Source organism: Pantoea sp. X-Soil-ISGK-355 (genome assembly GCF_059730805.1).
This window is the reverse complement of the sequence record NZ_AP035971.1, coordinates 2717194-2733570: the sequence shown is the minus strand read 5'-3', so window position 1 is coordinate 2733570 and position 16377 is coordinate 2717194. Positions and strand designations below refer to the sequence as shown.

Here is a 16377-nt window from a genome sequence, read left to right as displayed (position 1 = left end):
TAATTAATCAGTTAGCGATAAACCGCTTCTCCTCGGTGAGTACCTGCAACAGCAGCGCCAGTTCTGGCTTGTGATCTTTCAGCGCGTTGCCCTGCGCATCATAAGCGCGATAGCTGCCGTTGTTGTTGAGTACCAGCGTCACCTGCGGCGTGGTAATGACCAGTTTATTCTCTTCACTGCTGGCGACCCAGTCATGGCGACGACGCGCTGCAAACAGATCTTCACCCTGCGAGTAATTCACCGGATTGGTGCGCACATGCAGCAGGCGCTGCATCAGCGTCGCCATCACATCCTGATGATCAGAAAGGCGATCAACAGTCTGCGCGGGGGTATCAGGCCAGTGAATCACTAACGGCACCTGCAATGTCTGGCGGTTTCCGGCACTGTCAGGATTGCCGTCCAGCGCCAGACCACGCTGCGCGGTGATCACCACGACGGTGTTCTTCAGTAAATCACGCGCCTGCAGGCTGTTAAGTACCGCCTGAATCTGTTCATCAACAGCCGGAGCCTGACGCAGGTAGCTGCGCTGACGGGCTTTAGCACTGTCGCCGGTCACATCAGGGCCGTTCAGGGCAATCCATGAGAACCAGGGTGCCTGTGAACCGTTCTGTTTCTCCAGCCAGTTCTGCCATTGCGCCACCGTGCTGGCGTTGGGCTGACTGTTGGTCGCAGGCAGTGAATAATCGGTCAGTAGTGCCTGCCGGTAGAGCGGTGGATTAAAGCCTTCGGAGGAGAACAGGCCAAACTGATAACCCTGGGTACTCAATGCACCCAGCAGCGCAGACGGCGTCCGGGAGGCCAGAATTCCGTTCATATAGCTGGAGGAGATACCGTAGAACAGGCCAAATAAGCCTTTCTCCGGCGTATCACCCGCGCTGTAGTGCTGCGTGAAACGCACGTTTTCGCTGGCGAACTGATTGAGTTGCGGTAGCGCTTTGGCCAGCGTAGCGTTGTTCAGACCATCAACCGTCAGCACCAGCAGATTGTTACGCGTGCCGGCATCACGGAACGTAATATCGCTCAGCGGATACTCCACCGCCACCGCTTCCGGGTCGCCTTGCTGAATCAGCCGACGCTGATACTCCTGCGCATCGAGCAAGCCGTGACGTTCCAGGAAGCGGCGGGCGGTCATCGGATAGGAGAGGGGCAGATTGGCACGCTGCATGGTAATCGGGCGATAGAAGTTGGCATCAGCCCAGATATACATCAGGTGGCTGGCAAAGAAGGCGCTGATAAACAGGGCGGCGACAGGCTTGCCAAATGAACGGCGATTCAGGCTGCGTAGCTTTTGCCAGCTCCAGGTCGCAAACAGCATCTCGACCAGGAAAATCAGCGGCACGCTGATAAACATCAGCTGCCAGTCGCGCGCCATCTCGCTCTGATCGGGGTTAATGACCAGCTCCCACACCACCGGATTCAGGTGCAGGTGGAAACGGCTGAATACCGCACTGTCGACCATCACCAGCGTCAGCCCGGCGGTAGCGACCACCGCGGACAACACCCGCATCAGCCGTTGCGACATCACCACAAAGGTCAGCGGGAAGATAATCAGCAGATAGGCGGCAAACACGACAAAACTGAAATGACCAACCCAGCTGGTATAGGCGTAGATACGCCCCGCCAGCGAAGAAGGCCAGTCGGCGACCAACAGGTAGCGACTGCCTAAAATCAGCGCGAATAAGATATTAAACAGAGCAAACCAGTGCCCCCAACTGATCATCTGGGAGACTTTTTCGCGGTAGCGCTGCCGGTTGGTTACCATATTATGAAGTCAAATCAGCCAATTAATGGGCGTTGTCGTCGCGCACAGATGCCTGAAGGGCATCGGCGAAAGATCGTGCCAGTGAACGACGTTGCGCCGGAGCGACATCGCTGTTAATTAAGTTGGTCACCATATTTCCCAGTACCATCAGGGAGAGATCGGTGGGGGCTTTGTCCTTGTGCAGGATTTGGGCCATTTCCGCGAGGAGTTGTTCCACGCGTTCGTCACTGTAGCGTGATGATTGTGCCATATCGTCGTCTAAGCTCATTTCAAAAGGCGATATATTACCGGAAGAGCGCACTTTTTACCGCAATTTTATCGAAAGCACCGCGTTCGCTTTCAGCATGGAGTTGAAAGCCGATGCTGGCGGTGTTTGAATACGCGCCTGTGCTAAAAGGAGAGTCTACCATGAGTCTGGATATCGACCAGATTGCCCTGCATCAGTTAATTAAACGCGATGAAAACCAGCTTGAACTGGCGCTGCGCGATTCGCTGCTGCCTGCCACCAACACGGTCAACGCGATGGTGGAGGAGTTACACCGGGTTTATAGCGCAAAAAGCAAAGCCTATGGCCTGTTCAACACTGAGAGTGAACTGGCAGAAGCGCTGCGTAATTGCCGTAAGGGCAACGATGATTTTCTCGCTTTTAGCCGTGCCGCGACCGGTCGTCTGCGCGACGAGCTGGCAAAATATCCGTTTGCGGAAGGCGGCGTGGTGCTGTTTATTCACTATCGCTATCTGGCGGTGGAGTACCTGCTGATTGCGGTGCTGAACAGCCAGTCCAGCATGCGCGTCAATGAGCAGCTGGATATCAGCAGCACGCATTATCTCGATATTAATCATGCGGACATCGTGGCGCGTATCGACTTAACCGAATGGGAAACCAACCCGGAATCGACCCGTTACCTGACTTTCCTGCGCGGCCGCGTTGGTCGTAAGGTCGCTGACTTCTTTATGGACTTCCTCGGTGCCGAAGTGGGATTAGACACTAAGGCGCAGAACCGCGGTCTGTTGCAGGCGGTCGATGACTACTGCAATGAATCGGAACTGGATAAGCAGGAGCGGCAGAACTATCGCCAGCAGGTCTACAGCTACTGCAATGAGCAGTTACAGGCGGGCGAGGAGATTGCGCTGGAAGATCTGTCGAGCGAACTGCCTCCGCTGGGCGAAAAAACCTTCCAGGCCTTTACCCAGGAGCAGGGCTATGAGCTGGAAGAGAGTTTTCCTGCGGATCGCAGCACGCTGCGCCAGCTGACAAAGTTTGCCGGAAGCGGCGGGGGACTGACCCTGAATTTCGATGCGATGTTGCTGGGCGAACGCATTTTCTGGGATCCGGCCACGGACACCCTGACGATTAAGGGCACACCGCCTAATCTGCGCGATCAGCTTCAGCGCCGTACCAGCAGCAAATAAAAAAGCCGGGCTTAGCCCGGCTTTCATTTCCTGCCCGCAACGATAATCTTCACCTGGCAGCGACAAAATAAAAGGGCCGGTTTTTCAACCGGCCCTTTTACTTTTCAACATAATTCGCGATTAAGCGCGAACGAAGTCGATGTGGAACAGTTTTGGCTTGAACGGGTGACGCTGAACAGCCTGAACTTTCACTTTAGTTTCTTTGCCGTCAACTGACAGGGTCAGCACTTCGTCGTAGAAACCTGGCTTAGCTTGCAGGTTCATTACGGAGTCGTGATCCAGGTCGATGGCAACAGCCGCTTCAGAACCACCGTAGATGATGGCCGGGAAACGGTTTGCTGTACGCAGGCGGCGGCTCGCACCCTTACCCTGCTCTTTACGTTCTACTGCATTGATAGTGAGCATTAATATCTCTCTTTATTTAATCCTGCTACAGGCGACCCAGTAACAGGCAGGTTATTCAATCCCGCTGATGCACATGCAAAAGCGGGCGGCAGTATAGCCGTTATGCCGGGTGGTAGCAAACGATATACCCGCCCGCCGGGTTCCGGATTGCCTGTGTCGTCCATTAACGCAGCTCATTGGCGCGGCGATAACGACCCTGATAATCGAACATTTTCTCGCGGATTTGCCAGAACTGGCCTTTGGCGCGCGCCACGACAAAGTCAGGATGACGCAGCAATGGCTGCAACGCCAGCACGTCAGCGGCGGTCTGCCAGCCCAGCGGTACGCCGGGCGCGCGCTGATGCGGGCGCATAAAGAGCTGTTCAAACGCCTTACGCTGGGCGGGTGTCTGCAGACGAAACCGTTCGCTGACGCTGGTACCTTCCTCATCAAAATAGGTTGCCTTCAGCCATTCACCTTTGGCGTCGCGGCCCTGTTCCAGCGTCATGCCGCCACAGCGCAGCACCAGCGCATCCTTCAGTTTCAGGGCAGCTTTAAGCATATCGTCCGGGTCGACCAGAATTTTGTCGCACTGATGACAACGCCGGGCGGCAATATCATTCTCTGCGCCGCAGTCGGGGCAACTTTTAAAGCGGAAGCGGAAATCACACTGTTCGCGCTCACCCTCATCATCTTCCAGCACGCCCTGACAGCGTCGGCCAAAATGCTCAATCACCATGCCATCAGCGGTCGCCTTGCCCCAGAAGGTATTGGCGAAACCGCAGGCGGGACAGAAAACCTGAACCGGCTGATTGTCGCTGGCCCCTTTAGGCGCGCCGACTTCGGGCGTAAAGAGGTCATGCGGATTACCGGCGTAATCGAGGATCAGACAGTCGGTTTTACCGGGCGAGAGCCGCAGCCCGCGGCCGACGATCTGCTGATAGAGGCTGACCGACTCTGTCGGGCGCAGGATCGCAATCAGATCCACGTGCGGGGCATCAAACCCGGTGGTCAGCACCGCCACGTTCACCAGGAATTTCAGCTGCTGCGCTTTAAACGCCAGAATCAGGGCATCACGCTCTCGGGGGGGCGTCTCAGCGGAGACCAGCGCGCTGTTTTCAGGCAGCAGCTGCAGAATTTCACGCGCATGTTCCACCGTTGAGGCGAAAATCATCACCCCTAGCCGATCTTGGGCGAACGCCTCAATCTGACGGATGATATGGGGCGTCACGCGCTGCTGCTGTTTCAGTTCGCGATTCAGATCGGCTTCGCTGAACAGGCCATTAGACTGTGCTGTCAGGCGGCTGAAATCATACTGCACTACTGGCATATCCAGCCGCTCCGGCGGCACCAGAAACTGATGCTTGATCATATAGCGCAGCGGCAGTTCATAGATACAGTCGCGGAACAGCGACTTTTCGTCGCCACGCACCATGCCGTGATAGTGGAACTGATAAATCCAGCCTTTACCCAGACGGAAGGGCGTGGCGGTCAGGCCGAGTAAACGGAGCTGAGGATTGTGCTGACGCAGATGATTGAAGATCTGCTGATACTGGCTCTCTTTGTCATCGCCGATGCGGTGACACTCGTCGACGATCACCAGCGAGAAGACGCTGTCGAACAGGTCGAGGTTGCGCGCCACCGACTGTACGCTGCCAAACACCACTTTGCGCTGGCTCTCTTTGCGCTGCAGTCCGGCGGCAAAGATATCCGCCTCCAGCCCGTAGGCCTGATATTTACTGTGGTTCTGCGCCACCAGCTCTTTGACGTGCGCCAGCACCAGCACCCGGCCACGCGCCAGCCGTGCCAGCTCGGCAATCACCAGACTTTTTCCGGCACCGGTTGGCAGCACAATGACGGCAGGCTCCTGATGGCGACGGAAATGCGCCACGGTGGCATTCACCGCATCCTGTTGATAGGGACGTAAGGTAAAAGACATGTTGCTCACTTTTATAAAACTGGTGGTAATTATGCCATGAAAGGGCGGTAAACGCGCTGTCAGGCTGGCGCGGATCACGTTATACTTCCCGCACATTTTCAACGGTTAACCAGGCCGTTTCAGATTCCCTCCGCAGTAACAGGCAAAACGAATTCATGCGACTCGACAAATTCATCTCTCAGCAACTGGAAATCAGCCGCGCTATCGCTCATCGCGAGATCCGTGGCCAGCGTGTCACCGTCAACGGTGAAGTGGTGCGCGACACCGCGTTTAAACTGCTGCCCGATCACGAAGTCGCCTACGACGGCAACGTGCTGCAGATGCTCACCGGCCCACGCTACTTTATGCTGAACAAACCGCAGGGCTACGTCTGCTCAACCGACGATCCCGATCATCCGACTATCCTCTATTTCATCGAAGAGCCAATGTCATTCAAACTGCACGCGGCAGGGCGTCTTGATATTGACACCACCGGGCTGGTGCTGCTGACAGATGATGGCCAGTGGTCACACCGCATTACTTCGCCACGTCATCACTGCGAGAAAACCTATCGCGTCACCCTGGAATCGCCGATCGGTGACGACACGGCCGCGCAGTTTACCGCGGGCGTGCAGCTCCACAATGAGAAGAGCCTGACGAAACCGGCACAGCTGGAGGTGATTACCCCCACAGACGTGCGGCTGACCCTGAGCGAAGGCCGTTATCACCAGGTGAAACGGATGTTTGCCGCCGTCGGTAACCGGGTCATTGAGCTGCATCGCGAACGTATCGGTGACATTGCGCTGGACGACGATCTGGAACCGGGCGAATACCGGGCGCTGACGGAAGACGAGATCGCCAGCATCGGTCTGCCAAAAGAGCTGAAGGCAAAATAATCGGGCGGGCCAGGCGGCTCGTACCTGATTCATTCGTGCAGGAGAGGGTGTGCGTAAGGAAAAGAATTCACCAACAGGACTGGTGGTTATCCTTGGTTTGTTAGCCATGCTGATGCCACTGTCGATCGACATGTATCTGCCTGCGATGCCCCAGATAGCAAGAGAATTTGGCGTTTCAGCCGGTAGCGTGCAGATGTCGCTCAACCTCTATATTCTTGGCTTCGCGATTGGCCAGCTTATTTATGGGCCACTGGCAGACAGCTATGGGCGCAAGCCAGTGATTGCACTCGGGACTCTGATCTTTGCCTGTGCCGCCGCGGCCTGTGCGCTGTCGCAGAGTATCGACCAGCTGATTCTGATGCGCTTCCTTCACGGGCTGTCGGCTGCCGCAGCCAGTGTGGTGATCAATGCCTTGATGCGTGACAGTTACTCGAAAGAGGACTTCTCCCGCATGATGTCCTTTGTGATGCTGATTACCACCATTGCGCCGCTGCTGGCTCCGATCATCGGCGGCTGGCTGCTGGTGCTCTGGAGCTGGCACGCTATCTTTTGGGCGCTCGCGGGTGCGGCACTGGTGACGACCGTGTTGGTGACCACGCAGATCCGCGAAACCCTGAAGCCGGAGCAGCGACAGCGGTTTCACCTGCGCACTACGCTGGGTAATTTCGTGACGCTGTTCCGCCACAAGCGGGCGTTCAGTTACATGCTGGCGAGCGGCTTCTCCTTTGCCGGACTCTTTACCTTTCTCAATGCCGGTCCCTTTGTCTACATCGAGCTTAATCACGTCTCACCGCAAAACTTTGGCTACTATTTTGGCCTCAACGTGGTGTTTCTGTTTCTGCTGACGCTGATTAACAGCCGCGCCGTACGCCGCTTTGGTCCGGTGGCGATGTTCCGTCTGGGCCTGCTGATACAATTCTGCATGGGGATCTGGCTGCTGATTGTCAGCGCCTTCAGCCTCGGCTTCCTGCCGCTGGTGATGGGGATCGCGCTGTTTATCGGTTGCGTGTCGATGGTCTCATCGAATGCGATGGCGGTGATTCTGGATGAGTTTCCCCACATGGCGGGTACGGCCTCGTCCCTGGCGGGTACGCTGCGTTTTGGCGTTGGTGCTTTTGTGGGGGCGTTGCTGTCGCTGGTAAGTTTTAACAGCGCCTGGCCGATGGTCGGTACTATCGCGCTCTGCGCAACAATCTCACTACTGCTCTTTTTCTACGCTTCACGTTCCCGCCCTGCGGCCCGTTAATCGGGCGCAGTGGTTTTCCCGCCTTTATCCGCAGTGATGCACATCTCGCCGGTTTTGTTTCTTTATTGTGAAAACTTTTAGTTAAAAAAGTAACCACAATGCAGCTAAAATGATTGTTAACGTCGTGTGAACGCGGTACATATAGGCTGAAGTGCGATGTAAGTCGCAAAAATGCGCTTCTGCAATCCGCATAGACGGGCCTGCCATCCCTGTCCTGACTCTGCGGGGATCAACCCGTTTTCAGCCGGGAAGGTCGGTGTTGCGACATAAACTCATCCGGGAGAGTAACCTATGCTGCAACTTTCAATTGTGCATCGTCTGCCACAGCGTTTTCGCTGGGCCAGCGATCACCATAGTGCCATTGAATCCGATGACACGACGCTGGATGAGCAGGAGTTCGTGGCGCTGCGACTGATCAGCCATGACGGCATTCCGGCATGGGAGATTCTGCAGCAGCTGAAAGAGGTGCTGGCGGATATTCAGGTCGACTGCAAAGTGGCCGAATGTGAAGGGCAGCCCTGCCTGTTTATTCAGCGTCGCGACGAAAGCGCCACTAACTGCTGCCTGAAAAATCAGGGCGTGGCGATTGCGGAAACCTTTATCGCAGGCTGAGTTGCGCCGACTGCAGCAGCTCGCGAGTATAAACAGTTGTCGGTGACGCAAACAACGTTTCACACTCTCCCTGTTCAACCACCTCCCCCTGACGCAGCACGATAAGCTGATGACACAGGGCGCGAACCACATCCAGGTCGTGACTGATAAACAGATAGCTGAGCTGACGCTGCTGCTGTAAGCGGCGTAATAGTGTCAGAATCTGCTTCTGCACCGTGCGATCCAGCGATGAGGTGGGTTCATCCAGTATCAGCAGCTCTGGCTCCAGAATCAGTGCCCGCGCGATAGCAATCCGCTGTCGCTGACCGCCAGAGAATTCGGCCGGATAACGATGGCGACTTTCTGCTTCAAGCCCGACTTCCTCCATCACCGCAATCACGCGCTGCGCCTGCTGCGCACTGTTGAGTTCAGGCTGATGCACCGCCAGACCTTCAGCAATAATCTGCTGCACCGTCATACGCGGATTGTGAGAAGAATTCGGGTCCTGAAACACTACCTGAATGCGCTGACGCAGTGGCAGAAGTTGCCGGCGCGACAGCTGATGCAGCGGCTGGCCGTCAAACCAGATTTCGCCACGTGAGGCAATCAGCCGCAACAGCGCCAGGCCGGTGGTGCTTTTACCCGACCCGGACTCGCCCACCAGACCCAGACTTTCGCCACGCCGCAGGCTGAAACTTAGTCCGGACAGTACCTGCTTTTCACTGGCCTGCCGCCGGAACAGTCCGCGCCGCTGCGCAAAACTGACCTGAAGCTGCCCGACCCGAAGAATGACAGGCGCATCTGCAGGGAGCGGTAGCGCTTTTCCTTCCGGCTCGGCAGCCAGCAACTGCTGGCTGTAAGGATGTTGCGGCTGGTTCAGCAGAATCTGGCAGCGATTCTGTTCCACGATGTGACCCTGACGCATCACGCTGACGTTATCCGCCAGCTGACGCACGATATTCAGGTTATGGGTGATAAACAGCATGCCCATATTCAGCTCCCGCTGCAGTTCACGCAGCAGCGCCAGAATCTGCGCCTGCACCGTCACATCCAGTGCAGTGGTGGGCTCATCGGCAATCAGCAACTGCGGCTCGGTCAGCAGCGCCATAGCGATCATCACTCGCTGGCGTTCCCCGCCGGAAAGCTGGTGGGGGAAATCGTTGAGCCGGGCGGCAGGCTGACGGATACCGACCCGATCGAGCACGCTGATAATCTCACCGCGTGCCGCCTGACGACGCAGCCCACGATGCAGCGACAGCACTTCATACAGCTGCTTCTCTACGGTGTGTAGCGGATTCAACGATACCATCGGCTCCTGAAAAATCATCGCAATCTGGTTGCCACGAATAGCACGCAGACGCTGTTCGCGGGCACGCAGCAGATCTTCACCGTTAAACAGAATCTCTCCGCGGGGATAAACCACCGCTGCCTCATGCAGCAGTCGCATTACCGACAGCGCCGTGACGCTTTTGCCGGAACCCGACTCGCCCACCAGCGCCAGCGTTTCGCCCGCGTCGATGTGCAGTGAAACATCATCCACGACCTGACGAAGCTGCTCGCCCTGACGAAAGGCGACCGAGAGATGATTGATGGCAAGCAGTGGCGTCGTCATTCAGGCTCCTTTGCCCGGATCAAAGGCGTCGCGCACCGCTTCGCCAATAAAAATCAACAGCGAAAGCAGGATCGCCAGGGTGAAAAAGCCCGCCAGGCCCAGCCAGGGTGCCTGCAGATTATTTTTGCCCTGCAGCAGCAACTCACCCAGCGAGGGTGAACCCAGCGGCAGACCGAAACCGAGAAAGTCGAGGGAGGTGAGCGTGGTGATCGAACCGCACAAAATAAATGGCAGAAAGGTCAGGGTAGCCACCATCGCGTTAGGCAGCATGTGACGCAGCATGATCCGGGCATCGCTGACCCCCAGCGCCTGTGCTGCGCGGATGTAGTCAAAGTTTCGGGTACGCAAAAACTCGGCCCGGACCACGCTTACCAGGCTCATCCAGCCGAATGCGACGGTGACCAGCAGCAGCCACCAGAAACCGGGCTGAATGACGCTGGAAAGGAGGATCAGCAGAAACAACGACGGCATACCAGACCAGACTTCAATCATCCGCTGCCCAATCAGATCAATTCTGCCGCCGAAATAACCCTGCACCGCGCCAACCACAATTCCGATGACGCTGGAGATAAGTGTCAGCAGCACGCCGAACAGCAGGGAGATGCGCGTGCCATAGAGCAGCCGTGCCAGTACGTCGCCACCGTTGGCGTCTGTGCCGAGCCAGTTCTGCGCCGAGGGCGGAGAGGGGAACGGCACCTCGGTGGCAAAATTGATGGTGCTGTCGCTGAAGTGAACCGGAGCCCATAAGGCCCAGCCGTTCTGTGCGATGCGCTGCCGCAGCCAGGGATCCTGATAATCCGCCGCTGTCGCCAGTACGCCGCCATAGTCGGTTTCGCTGTAGTCAAACAGCAGCGGCACCATCCAGCGCTGCTGATAATGCACCAGCAGTGGCTTGTCATTGGCGATCAGTTCGGCACAGAGTGACAGCAGAAAAATAACCAGAAAGATCCACAGCGACCAGTAGCCGCGCCGGTTATGGCGAAAGCGCTGCCAGCGCTGTTGATTGAGTGGAGAGCGCGTCATGAGCGGCTCCCGAAATCGATGCGCGGATCGACCAGCGTATAAGTCAGATCGCTGAGAATATTCATCAGCAAACCGATCAGCGTGAAAATATAGAGCGTGCCAAACATCACCGGATAGTCACGTTGCAGCGTCGCGTCATAGCCGAGCAGGCCGAGTCCGTTGAGCGAGAACATCACTTCGATCAGCACCGAACTGGTAAAAAACATGCTGATAAACGTAGCGGGGAAGCTGGCGATGACCAGCAGCATCGCATTGCGAAACACATGGTGATAAAGAATTCGGCGTTCCGGCACCCCTTTGGCGCGCGCGGTGACGACATAGAGCTTGCGGATCTCATCCAGAAAGGCGTTTTTCGTCAGCATGGTCAGTGTGGCAAAGCCGCCAATCACCGTTGCCAGTACCGGCAGGGCGATATGCCAGAAGTAATCCAGTACTTTGCCATACCAGGGCAGCGTGTCGTGCTGCGCAGAGGTGAGCCCGCGCAGCGGGAACCAGTCAAGGTAGCTGCCACCGGCAAACAGTACGATCAGCATGATGCCGAACAGAAAAGCCGGAATGGAGTAGCCAATGATAATAAACGCGCTGCTCCAGACATCAAAGGCGCTGCCGTTGCGCACCGCTTTGCGGATCCCCAGTGGGATCGACACCAGATAGATGATCAGCGTGCTCCATAATCCCAGACTGATCGAGACCGGCAGGCTCTCCTTAATCAACCCGATTACCGAGGCGCTACGAAACAGGCTGTCGCCAAAGTCAAAACGCAGGTAGTTCCACAGCATCTCGCCGTAGCGCTGCCATAGCGGTTTATCGAAGCCGTAACGCTTTTTAATCTCCGCAATCACTTCGGGATCCAGCCCGCGCGCGCCACGGTACTGATTATCAGCAGGATTAATATGACTGATGCTGGCGCGTGAACTGGCGCTCTCCGCGCCGCTGCCGGGCAGGCCAGTTGTCTGACCAAACTCAATATTTGCCAGCGCCTGGTCGACCGGTCCTCCGGGCGCGATTTGCACAATAAAGAAGTTGAGCGTGATGATCGCCCATAAGGTCGGGATAATCAGCAGCAATCTGCGCAGAAAGTATGCGGCCAACGGTCATCTCCTTAGCGTTTGCTGGCCGGCAAGCGTCCGGCTTTGTTAGTGTCGTACCACCAGTTTTCCAGCCCGGTGCTGTAGGCAGGCTTGCGGACAGGGTGAGAAAACTTATCCCAGTACGCCAGCCGCTGTTCAGCGTTGTACCACATCGGGATCATATACGCATTCCACAGCAGTACCCGATCCAGCGCCTGTGCCAGCGGCCGCAACGCGGCAGGGTCGCCCTGATGCGCGACAATCTGTTTCACAAAGTGATCGACGATAGGATCGTTGACCCGTGCGGTATTCCACGACGAGGTGATGTAGTCGGACTGCCAGAGGATCTGCAGACTGGAGGTCGGGATCGGCATCGCCCCGTAAACGGTGGCAATCATGTCATAGTCGCCTTCACGCCAGCGCCGCAGGTACTGTGAGCTGTCGATCTGCCGCAGGTTCAGCGTAATGCCAAGCCGCGCAAGGTTGTGCTGCAACGGTAGTGCCCATTCGGTACTGGTGCCACCGCGCAGCAGCAGTTCGACCGTAAAAGGCTGACCGGTTTTATTGTTAACCAGTCGGCGATTTTTGATCTGCCAGCCCGCCTGTTTCAGGAGCTCAAACGCGTTTAACAGACTGGCGCGATCATAGCCGCTGCCATCGGTTTTGTGTGGCAGGTAAGGCTGGCTGAACAGCGCAGGAGGCAGCTGCGCGCGCCAGGGTTCGAGCAGCGCCCGTTGCTGTGCATCCGGCACCCCGTGGGCAGCATACTCTGTATTCTGGAAATAGCTGCTGGCACGCAGCCAGGCACCGTAATAGAGCGCTTTATTCATCCACTCGAAATCGAACATTAGTGATAACGCCTGGCGCACCCGGCGATCGTGGAACAGCGGTTTTTCGTTGTTGAATGCCAGCCAGCGGGTATCGATAGCGGCTTCATTGGGCGTGGTTTCTTTTACAATGCTGCCATCGTCGAAATTGCGGCCACGATACTGGGTCGCCCATTTCTTCGCCGATGTCTCTTCACGCAGATCGTAGCCACCCGCTTTAAAGGCTTCGAACGCAACATTGTCATCCAGATAGTAGTCATAGCGCATGCGATCAAAATTAAAGCGTCCACGATTCACCGGCAGATCGGCAGCCCAGTAATCTTTTACCCGGCTGAACTCAATAAACTGGCCCAGCTTCCAGCGCGTGATGCGATAAGGCCCACTGGAAAGCGGCGGTGCGCTTAACGGCTCGTTAAACTTCTTATCGCGCCAGAACGACTCGGGGATAACCGGTAGCGTCAGTAATCCAAGCAGCAGATCTTTATCCGGTTTCTGTGCCTCGATGCGGACCGTGATATCGTCCAGCGCCCTGACGGTCACGCCACGATAGGCGACGCGGAACTGAGGCACGCCCTCGGTCATAAACTTCTGAAAAGTGAACGCTACGTCGCGGGCGATGACCTGCGTGCCGTCATGAAACCGGGCGCGGGGATTCAGGCGGATCTCAATCCAGGTAAAATCGCTGGCGTAGCGTGCTGATTCAGCAATCAGCGGATAATAACTGCCCGGTTCATCGTCTGAGCTGGTGTAAAGCCCGTCATAAAGCGTGCCGGTGTTAATGCCCGGATTGCCGCGCGAGGCGTAACGGTTAAAGTTGTCATAAGTGCCCACTACCGCCATAGTGATGCTACCGCCTTTAGGCGCGCGGGGATCGGCGTAATCGTAATGGCTGAAGCCGGGCGGATATTTCGCTTCGCCCGCCTGGGTGAAGGCGAACGTTTGCAGGACCGTGGCCGCCAGCAGTGGGGCGCTGAACAGGCCGCACAGCAGCAGAAATCCTAAGCGAAAAAGCATGCTCTCTCCTGTTAAATATCCGGCGCGATTTGGGCCAGAGAGTCTCAGGCGTTATGACGCCGGAAATAGTCTATCAGTGTTTCTGGTCGCAGCGGACGGCTGAAGATATAACCCTGCAGATGGGTTACACCTCGATGGATCAGCCAGGCGGCCTGTTCGCCGGTTTCTACCCCTTCCGCCACACTTTTCAGATTCAGCTTCTTCGCCAGTTGCAGCACGGTGTCCAGCACCGGCGAGGTCAGGGTTTCTGTGCCGATGCGCTGGACAAAGCCACGATCGATTTTCAGGTAATCAAACGCATAACGTTCCAGATAGATCAGCGCACTGTGGCCGGTACCAAAATCATCAATAGCAATGTTGATATGCTGCTGATGCAGCCAGTCAAACAGTTCTCCGACGTTTTCATCTCGCACCATGGCGCGCTCGGTAATCTCAAACACGTAATTAAAGTGAGCCGCAGGCATGGTATCAAGCCAGCGCAGCACATCCTGCCGGAAACCGCTGTCAGCCAGATGCAACGCAGAGATGTTAAGGCTGAGGCAGGCATGACGGGGAATGGTATGACACAGTTGGTGAGCATCACGTGAAACCAGCTGAAACAGATGCCGGGTCAGAGGAATAATAAGGTTCTGCGACTCGGCATACTGAATAAACACATCGGGCGGGATCGGGCCTTCGGTCGGATGGGTCCAGCGCAGTAACGCTTCCATACCATAAGGCTGACCATCATGGGAAGTAACCAGCGGCTGATATTCAACATGAAACTCGCCGCGCTTCATGCCCCGAATCAGCTCTTTCCCCGGACGCTGATAAACAGATAACAGCAGCCAGCAGCCGCCGGAAACCAGCAGTGACAGCAGCAGGCTGCACAGCAGGATATTCTGATAATCACTGAACGCCAGAACCGAACCGAACAACACAAACTCCAGCGGATAGCCTGTCAGCGCCTGCTGATACAGCGGCGGCGGCAGACTTTTATTTTTCATCACGCCAGGCTGCCAGCTGGTTAAGGCACTCTTTTGCGCCATCAGCGCCATACCAGTAATTTCCGGATGCCCGGAGATCTGCAGCTGGTAGGGAGCCAGGCTGATATTCAGCGTCGCGAAGACACCTGACTGCTGACGGCCAGGATTTTTAATCCACAATCCCAGCGCCGGTTTATTTGGCTGAAGCGGCGTGCCTGACATGAGCTGCAGATCAATATCGCGTGAGGTATCACTATTGGGTGCGATAACATTAAGCGGCAGACTAAAACTGCCGGTGGCCGACGAGCAAAAGGCATTGCCATTGTTAACCAGCAGGATGGCGCGGAGATTACCGGCAAACGCGGCGCGCGAGGTCAGTTCACGATTAATGGTATGACAGGCAGTGTGGGTGAACGGAAGCAGAGGACTGAGGGTGCTGATGAGCAGACTGGAGAGTGTTTGCTGTAGTGCTGTTCGGCTGTTCTCCAGCAGTTGCTGGTGCTGTCGTTCGCGCTTCTGCCAGGTCTGGTGAAATGACAGGGCGGCAAACAGAAGAAAGAATACGCCACCGACCATCGCGCTACTCCATGCGATTCGGCGAGGATAGGTGGCATGGCGCCTTAGCGCCCCCGACAGTGGCATGAGGAACTTCCCCTGATCAAATTATTATTATGTTATTGCACACGACTGCTTCGGTTTAAGCGACCGAGAATATAACGAGAGTGTCCGAAATGTCTCGTTATTAATCTGAAATACAATGCTTTTATCTTATATAGCGGCTGGTGCTAAGAATAAGGCACGAAAAAAAACGCTGCGTAAGCAGCGTTTCATGTTCTCTGGCTGAGAGAAGATCGAAAGTGATAATCAGGTCGGGTTACGACTTAATACACGGCGTCCTTCACGGTAACGCTTTTTCCAGTAGTCATCATTGAGGCTGGAGATCATGACGCCACTGCTGGTGGAGGCATGAACAAAATTGTCGTTACCCAGATAAATACCCACATGACGGCCTGTTGAGCCGGCACGGAACATTACCAGATCGCCAGGACGCAGTTTACTGCGGGTAATCTCTTTACCGGTGTCCTGCTGCTCAGAGGTCGAGCGCGGTAATTCTAAGCCAAACTGATCGCGGAAGGTGCGTTGTACAAAGGCGGAACAATCGATTCCGCGTTTGGTATCGCCACCGAGGCGATAGCGCACACCTTTCCAGACGGCGTATTGTTCCATGATGCGCGACTTAACGTCGACGTTACGCACCATTTCTTCAAACTCATCCTGAGACGCCTGAAGTAAAAAACCATTGTGGTTGTTAACTTCATGATTCTCGTTATTCGCGTTTTGACTGCTATGGGTACTGCTACAAGCTGAGAGGAGTGTGGCCAGCGCCAGTGCGGGCACGATCCGCAAAATATATCTCAGTATTGGTTGAGACTTGACCATTATTCGGGTTTTCCTTCGATTTCCTTACGACAAAATTGTCGCCAGCCAGATGACAAAACAGGGAGATTAATAAGCGAAACAGCCTAAGACAAATCCTTAATTACTAAAATGTGTTAATGGACACATTTTTACGGTAAAAAATCCGAATTTTCTGCCGCTGTAGCCTCACTGCGACTGAGGTTAACTGATTACAGACGCCGTGGCGAGTGCTTTTAA

The 16377-nt window shown here is 55.8% G+C and carries 14 protein-coding genes; 4 read left to right on the top strand and 10 right to left on the bottom strand.

Translation table 11 applies throughout. The features are described 5' to 3' along the window. Positions 1-7: 7 nt before the first annotated feature. Together yejM and AC6I8J_RS12585 are read right to left on the bottom strand one after the other, a co-directional pair. Complete coding sequence (gene yejM, locus AC6I8J_RS12590) at positions 8-1762, bottom strand: LPS biosynthesis-modulating metalloenzyme YejM (protein WP_161732179.1); 1755 nt, start codon at positions 1760-1762, stop codon at positions 8-10. Positions 1763-1784: 22 nt separating this feature from the next. Continuing rightward, on the bottom strand, positions 1785-2012 hold the full coding sequence (locus AC6I8J_RS12585; protein WP_010248348.1) for a YejL family protein: 228 nt from the start codon (positions 2010-2012) through the stop codon (positions 1785-1787). 158 nt (positions 2013-2170) lie between these two features. On the opposite strand from AC6I8J_RS12585, the gene yejK reads away from it, so the two are divergent. After that, positions 2171-3175, top strand: a complete 1005-nt coding sequence (gene yejK, locus AC6I8J_RS12580; protein WP_161732180.1) for a nucleoid-associated protein YejK — start codon at positions 2171-2173, stop codon at positions 3173-3175. A 120-nt stretch (positions 3176-3295) separates the two neighbouring features. Here the strand turns inward: yejK and rplY are convergent, their stop codons facing one another. Both rplY and radD read right to left on the bottom strand, forming a co-directional pair. Then, a complete protein-coding gene (gene rplY, locus AC6I8J_RS12575; protein ID WP_013358540.1) occupies positions 3296-3580 on the bottom strand; it encodes a 50S ribosomal protein L25 in 285 nt (94 codons plus the stop codon). A gap of 163 nt (positions 3581-3743) precedes the next feature. After that, on the bottom strand, positions 3744-5498 hold the full coding sequence (gene radD, locus AC6I8J_RS12570) for a DNA repair helicase RadD (protein WP_260058899.1): 1755 nt from the start codon (positions 5496-5498) through the stop codon (positions 3744-3746). A gap of 155 nt (positions 5499-5653) precedes the next feature. On the opposite strand from radD, the gene rsuA reads away from it, so the two are divergent. From rsuA to AC6I8J_RS12555, 3 genes are all read left to right on the top strand, one after another. Continuing rightward, entirely contained in the window at positions 5654-6373 is a 720-nt protein-coding gene (rsuA, locus tag AC6I8J_RS12565; protein ID WP_260058898.1) for a 16S rRNA pseudouridine(516) synthase RsuA, read from the top strand. Between the two features lie 49 nt (positions 6374-6422). Further along, on the top strand, positions 6423-7619 hold the full coding sequence (locus AC6I8J_RS12560) for a Bcr/CflA family multidrug efflux MFS transporter (protein ID WP_161732183.1): 1197 nt from the start codon (positions 6423-6425) through the stop codon (positions 7617-7619). Between the two features lie 291 nt (positions 7620-7910). Next, positions 7911-8231 (top strand): YejG family protein, encoded by a 321-nt coding sequence (locus tag AC6I8J_RS12555; RefSeq protein ID WP_098052788.1) that lies wholly within the window; start codon positions 7911-7913, stop codon positions 8229-8231. Here the strand turns inward: AC6I8J_RS12555 and yejF are convergent. The 6 genes from yejF to mepS form a co-directional block, all read right to left on the bottom strand. Further along, positions 8218-9822, bottom strand: coding sequence for a microcin C ABC transporter ATP-binding protein YejF (gene yejF, locus AC6I8J_RS12550; RefSeq protein ID WP_497825423.1), 1605 nt, complete (start codon positions 9820-9822; stop codon positions 8218-8220). The two genes, AC6I8J_RS12555 and yejF, sit on opposite strands and share 14 nt — an antisense overlap. Beyond that, positions 9823-10845, bottom strand: coding sequence for an ABC transporter permease (locus AC6I8J_RS12545; RefSeq protein WP_161732188.1), 1023 nt, complete (start codon positions 10843-10845; stop codon positions 9823-9825). It lies immediately after the preceding gene. Further along, positions 10842-11936 (bottom strand): microcin C ABC transporter permease YejB, encoded by a 1095-nt coding sequence (locus tag AC6I8J_RS12540; protein ID WP_253419354.1) that lies wholly within the window; start codon positions 11934-11936, stop codon positions 10842-10844. Before AC6I8J_RS12540 ends, AC6I8J_RS12545 begins: the two co-directional genes overlap by 4 nt. An 11-nt stretch (positions 11937-11947) precedes the next feature. Further along, positions 11948-13756, bottom strand: coding sequence for an extracellular solute-binding protein (locus AC6I8J_RS12535; RefSeq protein ID WP_497825422.1), 1809 nt, complete (start codon positions 13754-13756; stop codon positions 11948-11950). Positions 13757-13800: 44 nt separating this feature from the next. Further along, positions 13801-15363 carry a cyclic di-3',5'-guanosine monophosphate phosphodiesterase PdeN gene (pdeN, locus tag AC6I8J_RS12530; protein ID WP_222925208.1) on the bottom strand — a complete coding sequence of 521 codons (1563 nt, stop codon included), beginning with the start codon at positions 15361-15363 and terminating at the stop codon, positions 13801-13803. Positions 15364-15585: 222 nt separating this feature from the next. Beyond that, positions 15586-16161 carry a bifunctional murein DD-endopeptidase/murein LD-carboxypeptidase gene (gene mepS, locus AC6I8J_RS12525; RefSeq protein WP_013358530.1) on the bottom strand — a complete coding sequence of 192 codons (576 nt, stop codon included), beginning with the start codon at positions 16159-16161 and terminating at the stop codon, positions 15586-15588. Between the last annotated feature and the right edge of the window lie 216 nt (positions 16162-16377).

What these genes read in the sequence shown, in the direction of transcription:
- rplY (WP_013358540.1), bottom strand. Translation starts at nt 3,580, where the DNA reads ATGCTCACTATCAATGCAGTAGAACGTAAAGAGCAGGGTAAGGGTGCG.
- AC6I8J_RS12555 (WP_098052788.1), top strand. Translation starts at nt 7,911, where the DNA reads ATGCTGCAACTTTCAATTGTGCATCGTCTGCCACAGCGTTTTCGCTGG.
- mepS (WP_013358530.1), bottom strand. Translation starts at nt 16,161, where the DNA reads ATGGTCAAGTCTCAACCAATACTGAGATATATTTTGCGGATCGTGCCC.
- yejK (WP_161732180.1), top strand. Translation starts at nt 2,171, where the DNA reads ATGAGTCTGGATATCGACCAGATTGCCCTGCATCAGTTAATTAAACGC.
- AC6I8J_RS12585 (WP_010248348.1), bottom strand. Translation starts at nt 2,012, where the DNA reads ATGGCACAATCATCACGCTACAGTGACGAACGCGTGGAACAACTCCTC.
- yejF (WP_497825423.1), bottom strand. Translation starts at nt 9,822, where the DNA reads ATGACGACGCCACTGCTTGCCATCAATCATCTCTCGGTCGCCTTTCGT.
- AC6I8J_RS12535 (WP_497825422.1), bottom strand. Translation starts at nt 13,756, where the DNA reads ATGCTTTTTCGCTTAGGATTTCTGCTGCTGTGCGGCCTGTTCAGCGCC.
- yejM (WP_161732179.1), bottom strand. Translation starts at nt 1,762, where the DNA reads ATGGTAACCAACCGGCAGCGCTACCGCGAAAAAGTCTCCCAGATGATC.
- pdeN (WP_222925208.1), bottom strand. Translation starts at nt 15,363, where the DNA reads ATGCCACTGTCGGGGGCGCTAAGGCGCCATGCCACCTATCCTCGCCGA.
- AC6I8J_RS12545 (WP_161732188.1), bottom strand. Translation starts at nt 10,845, where the DNA reads ATGACGCGCTCTCCACTCAATCAACAGCGCTGGCAGCGCTTTCGCCAT.
- rsuA (WP_260058898.1), top strand. Translation starts at nt 5,654, where the DNA reads ATGCGACTCGACAAATTCATCTCTCAGCAACTGGAAATCAGCCGCGCT.
- radD (WP_260058899.1), bottom strand. Translation starts at nt 5,498, where the DNA reads ATGTCTTTTACCTTACGTCCCTATCAACAGGATGCGGTGAATGCCACC.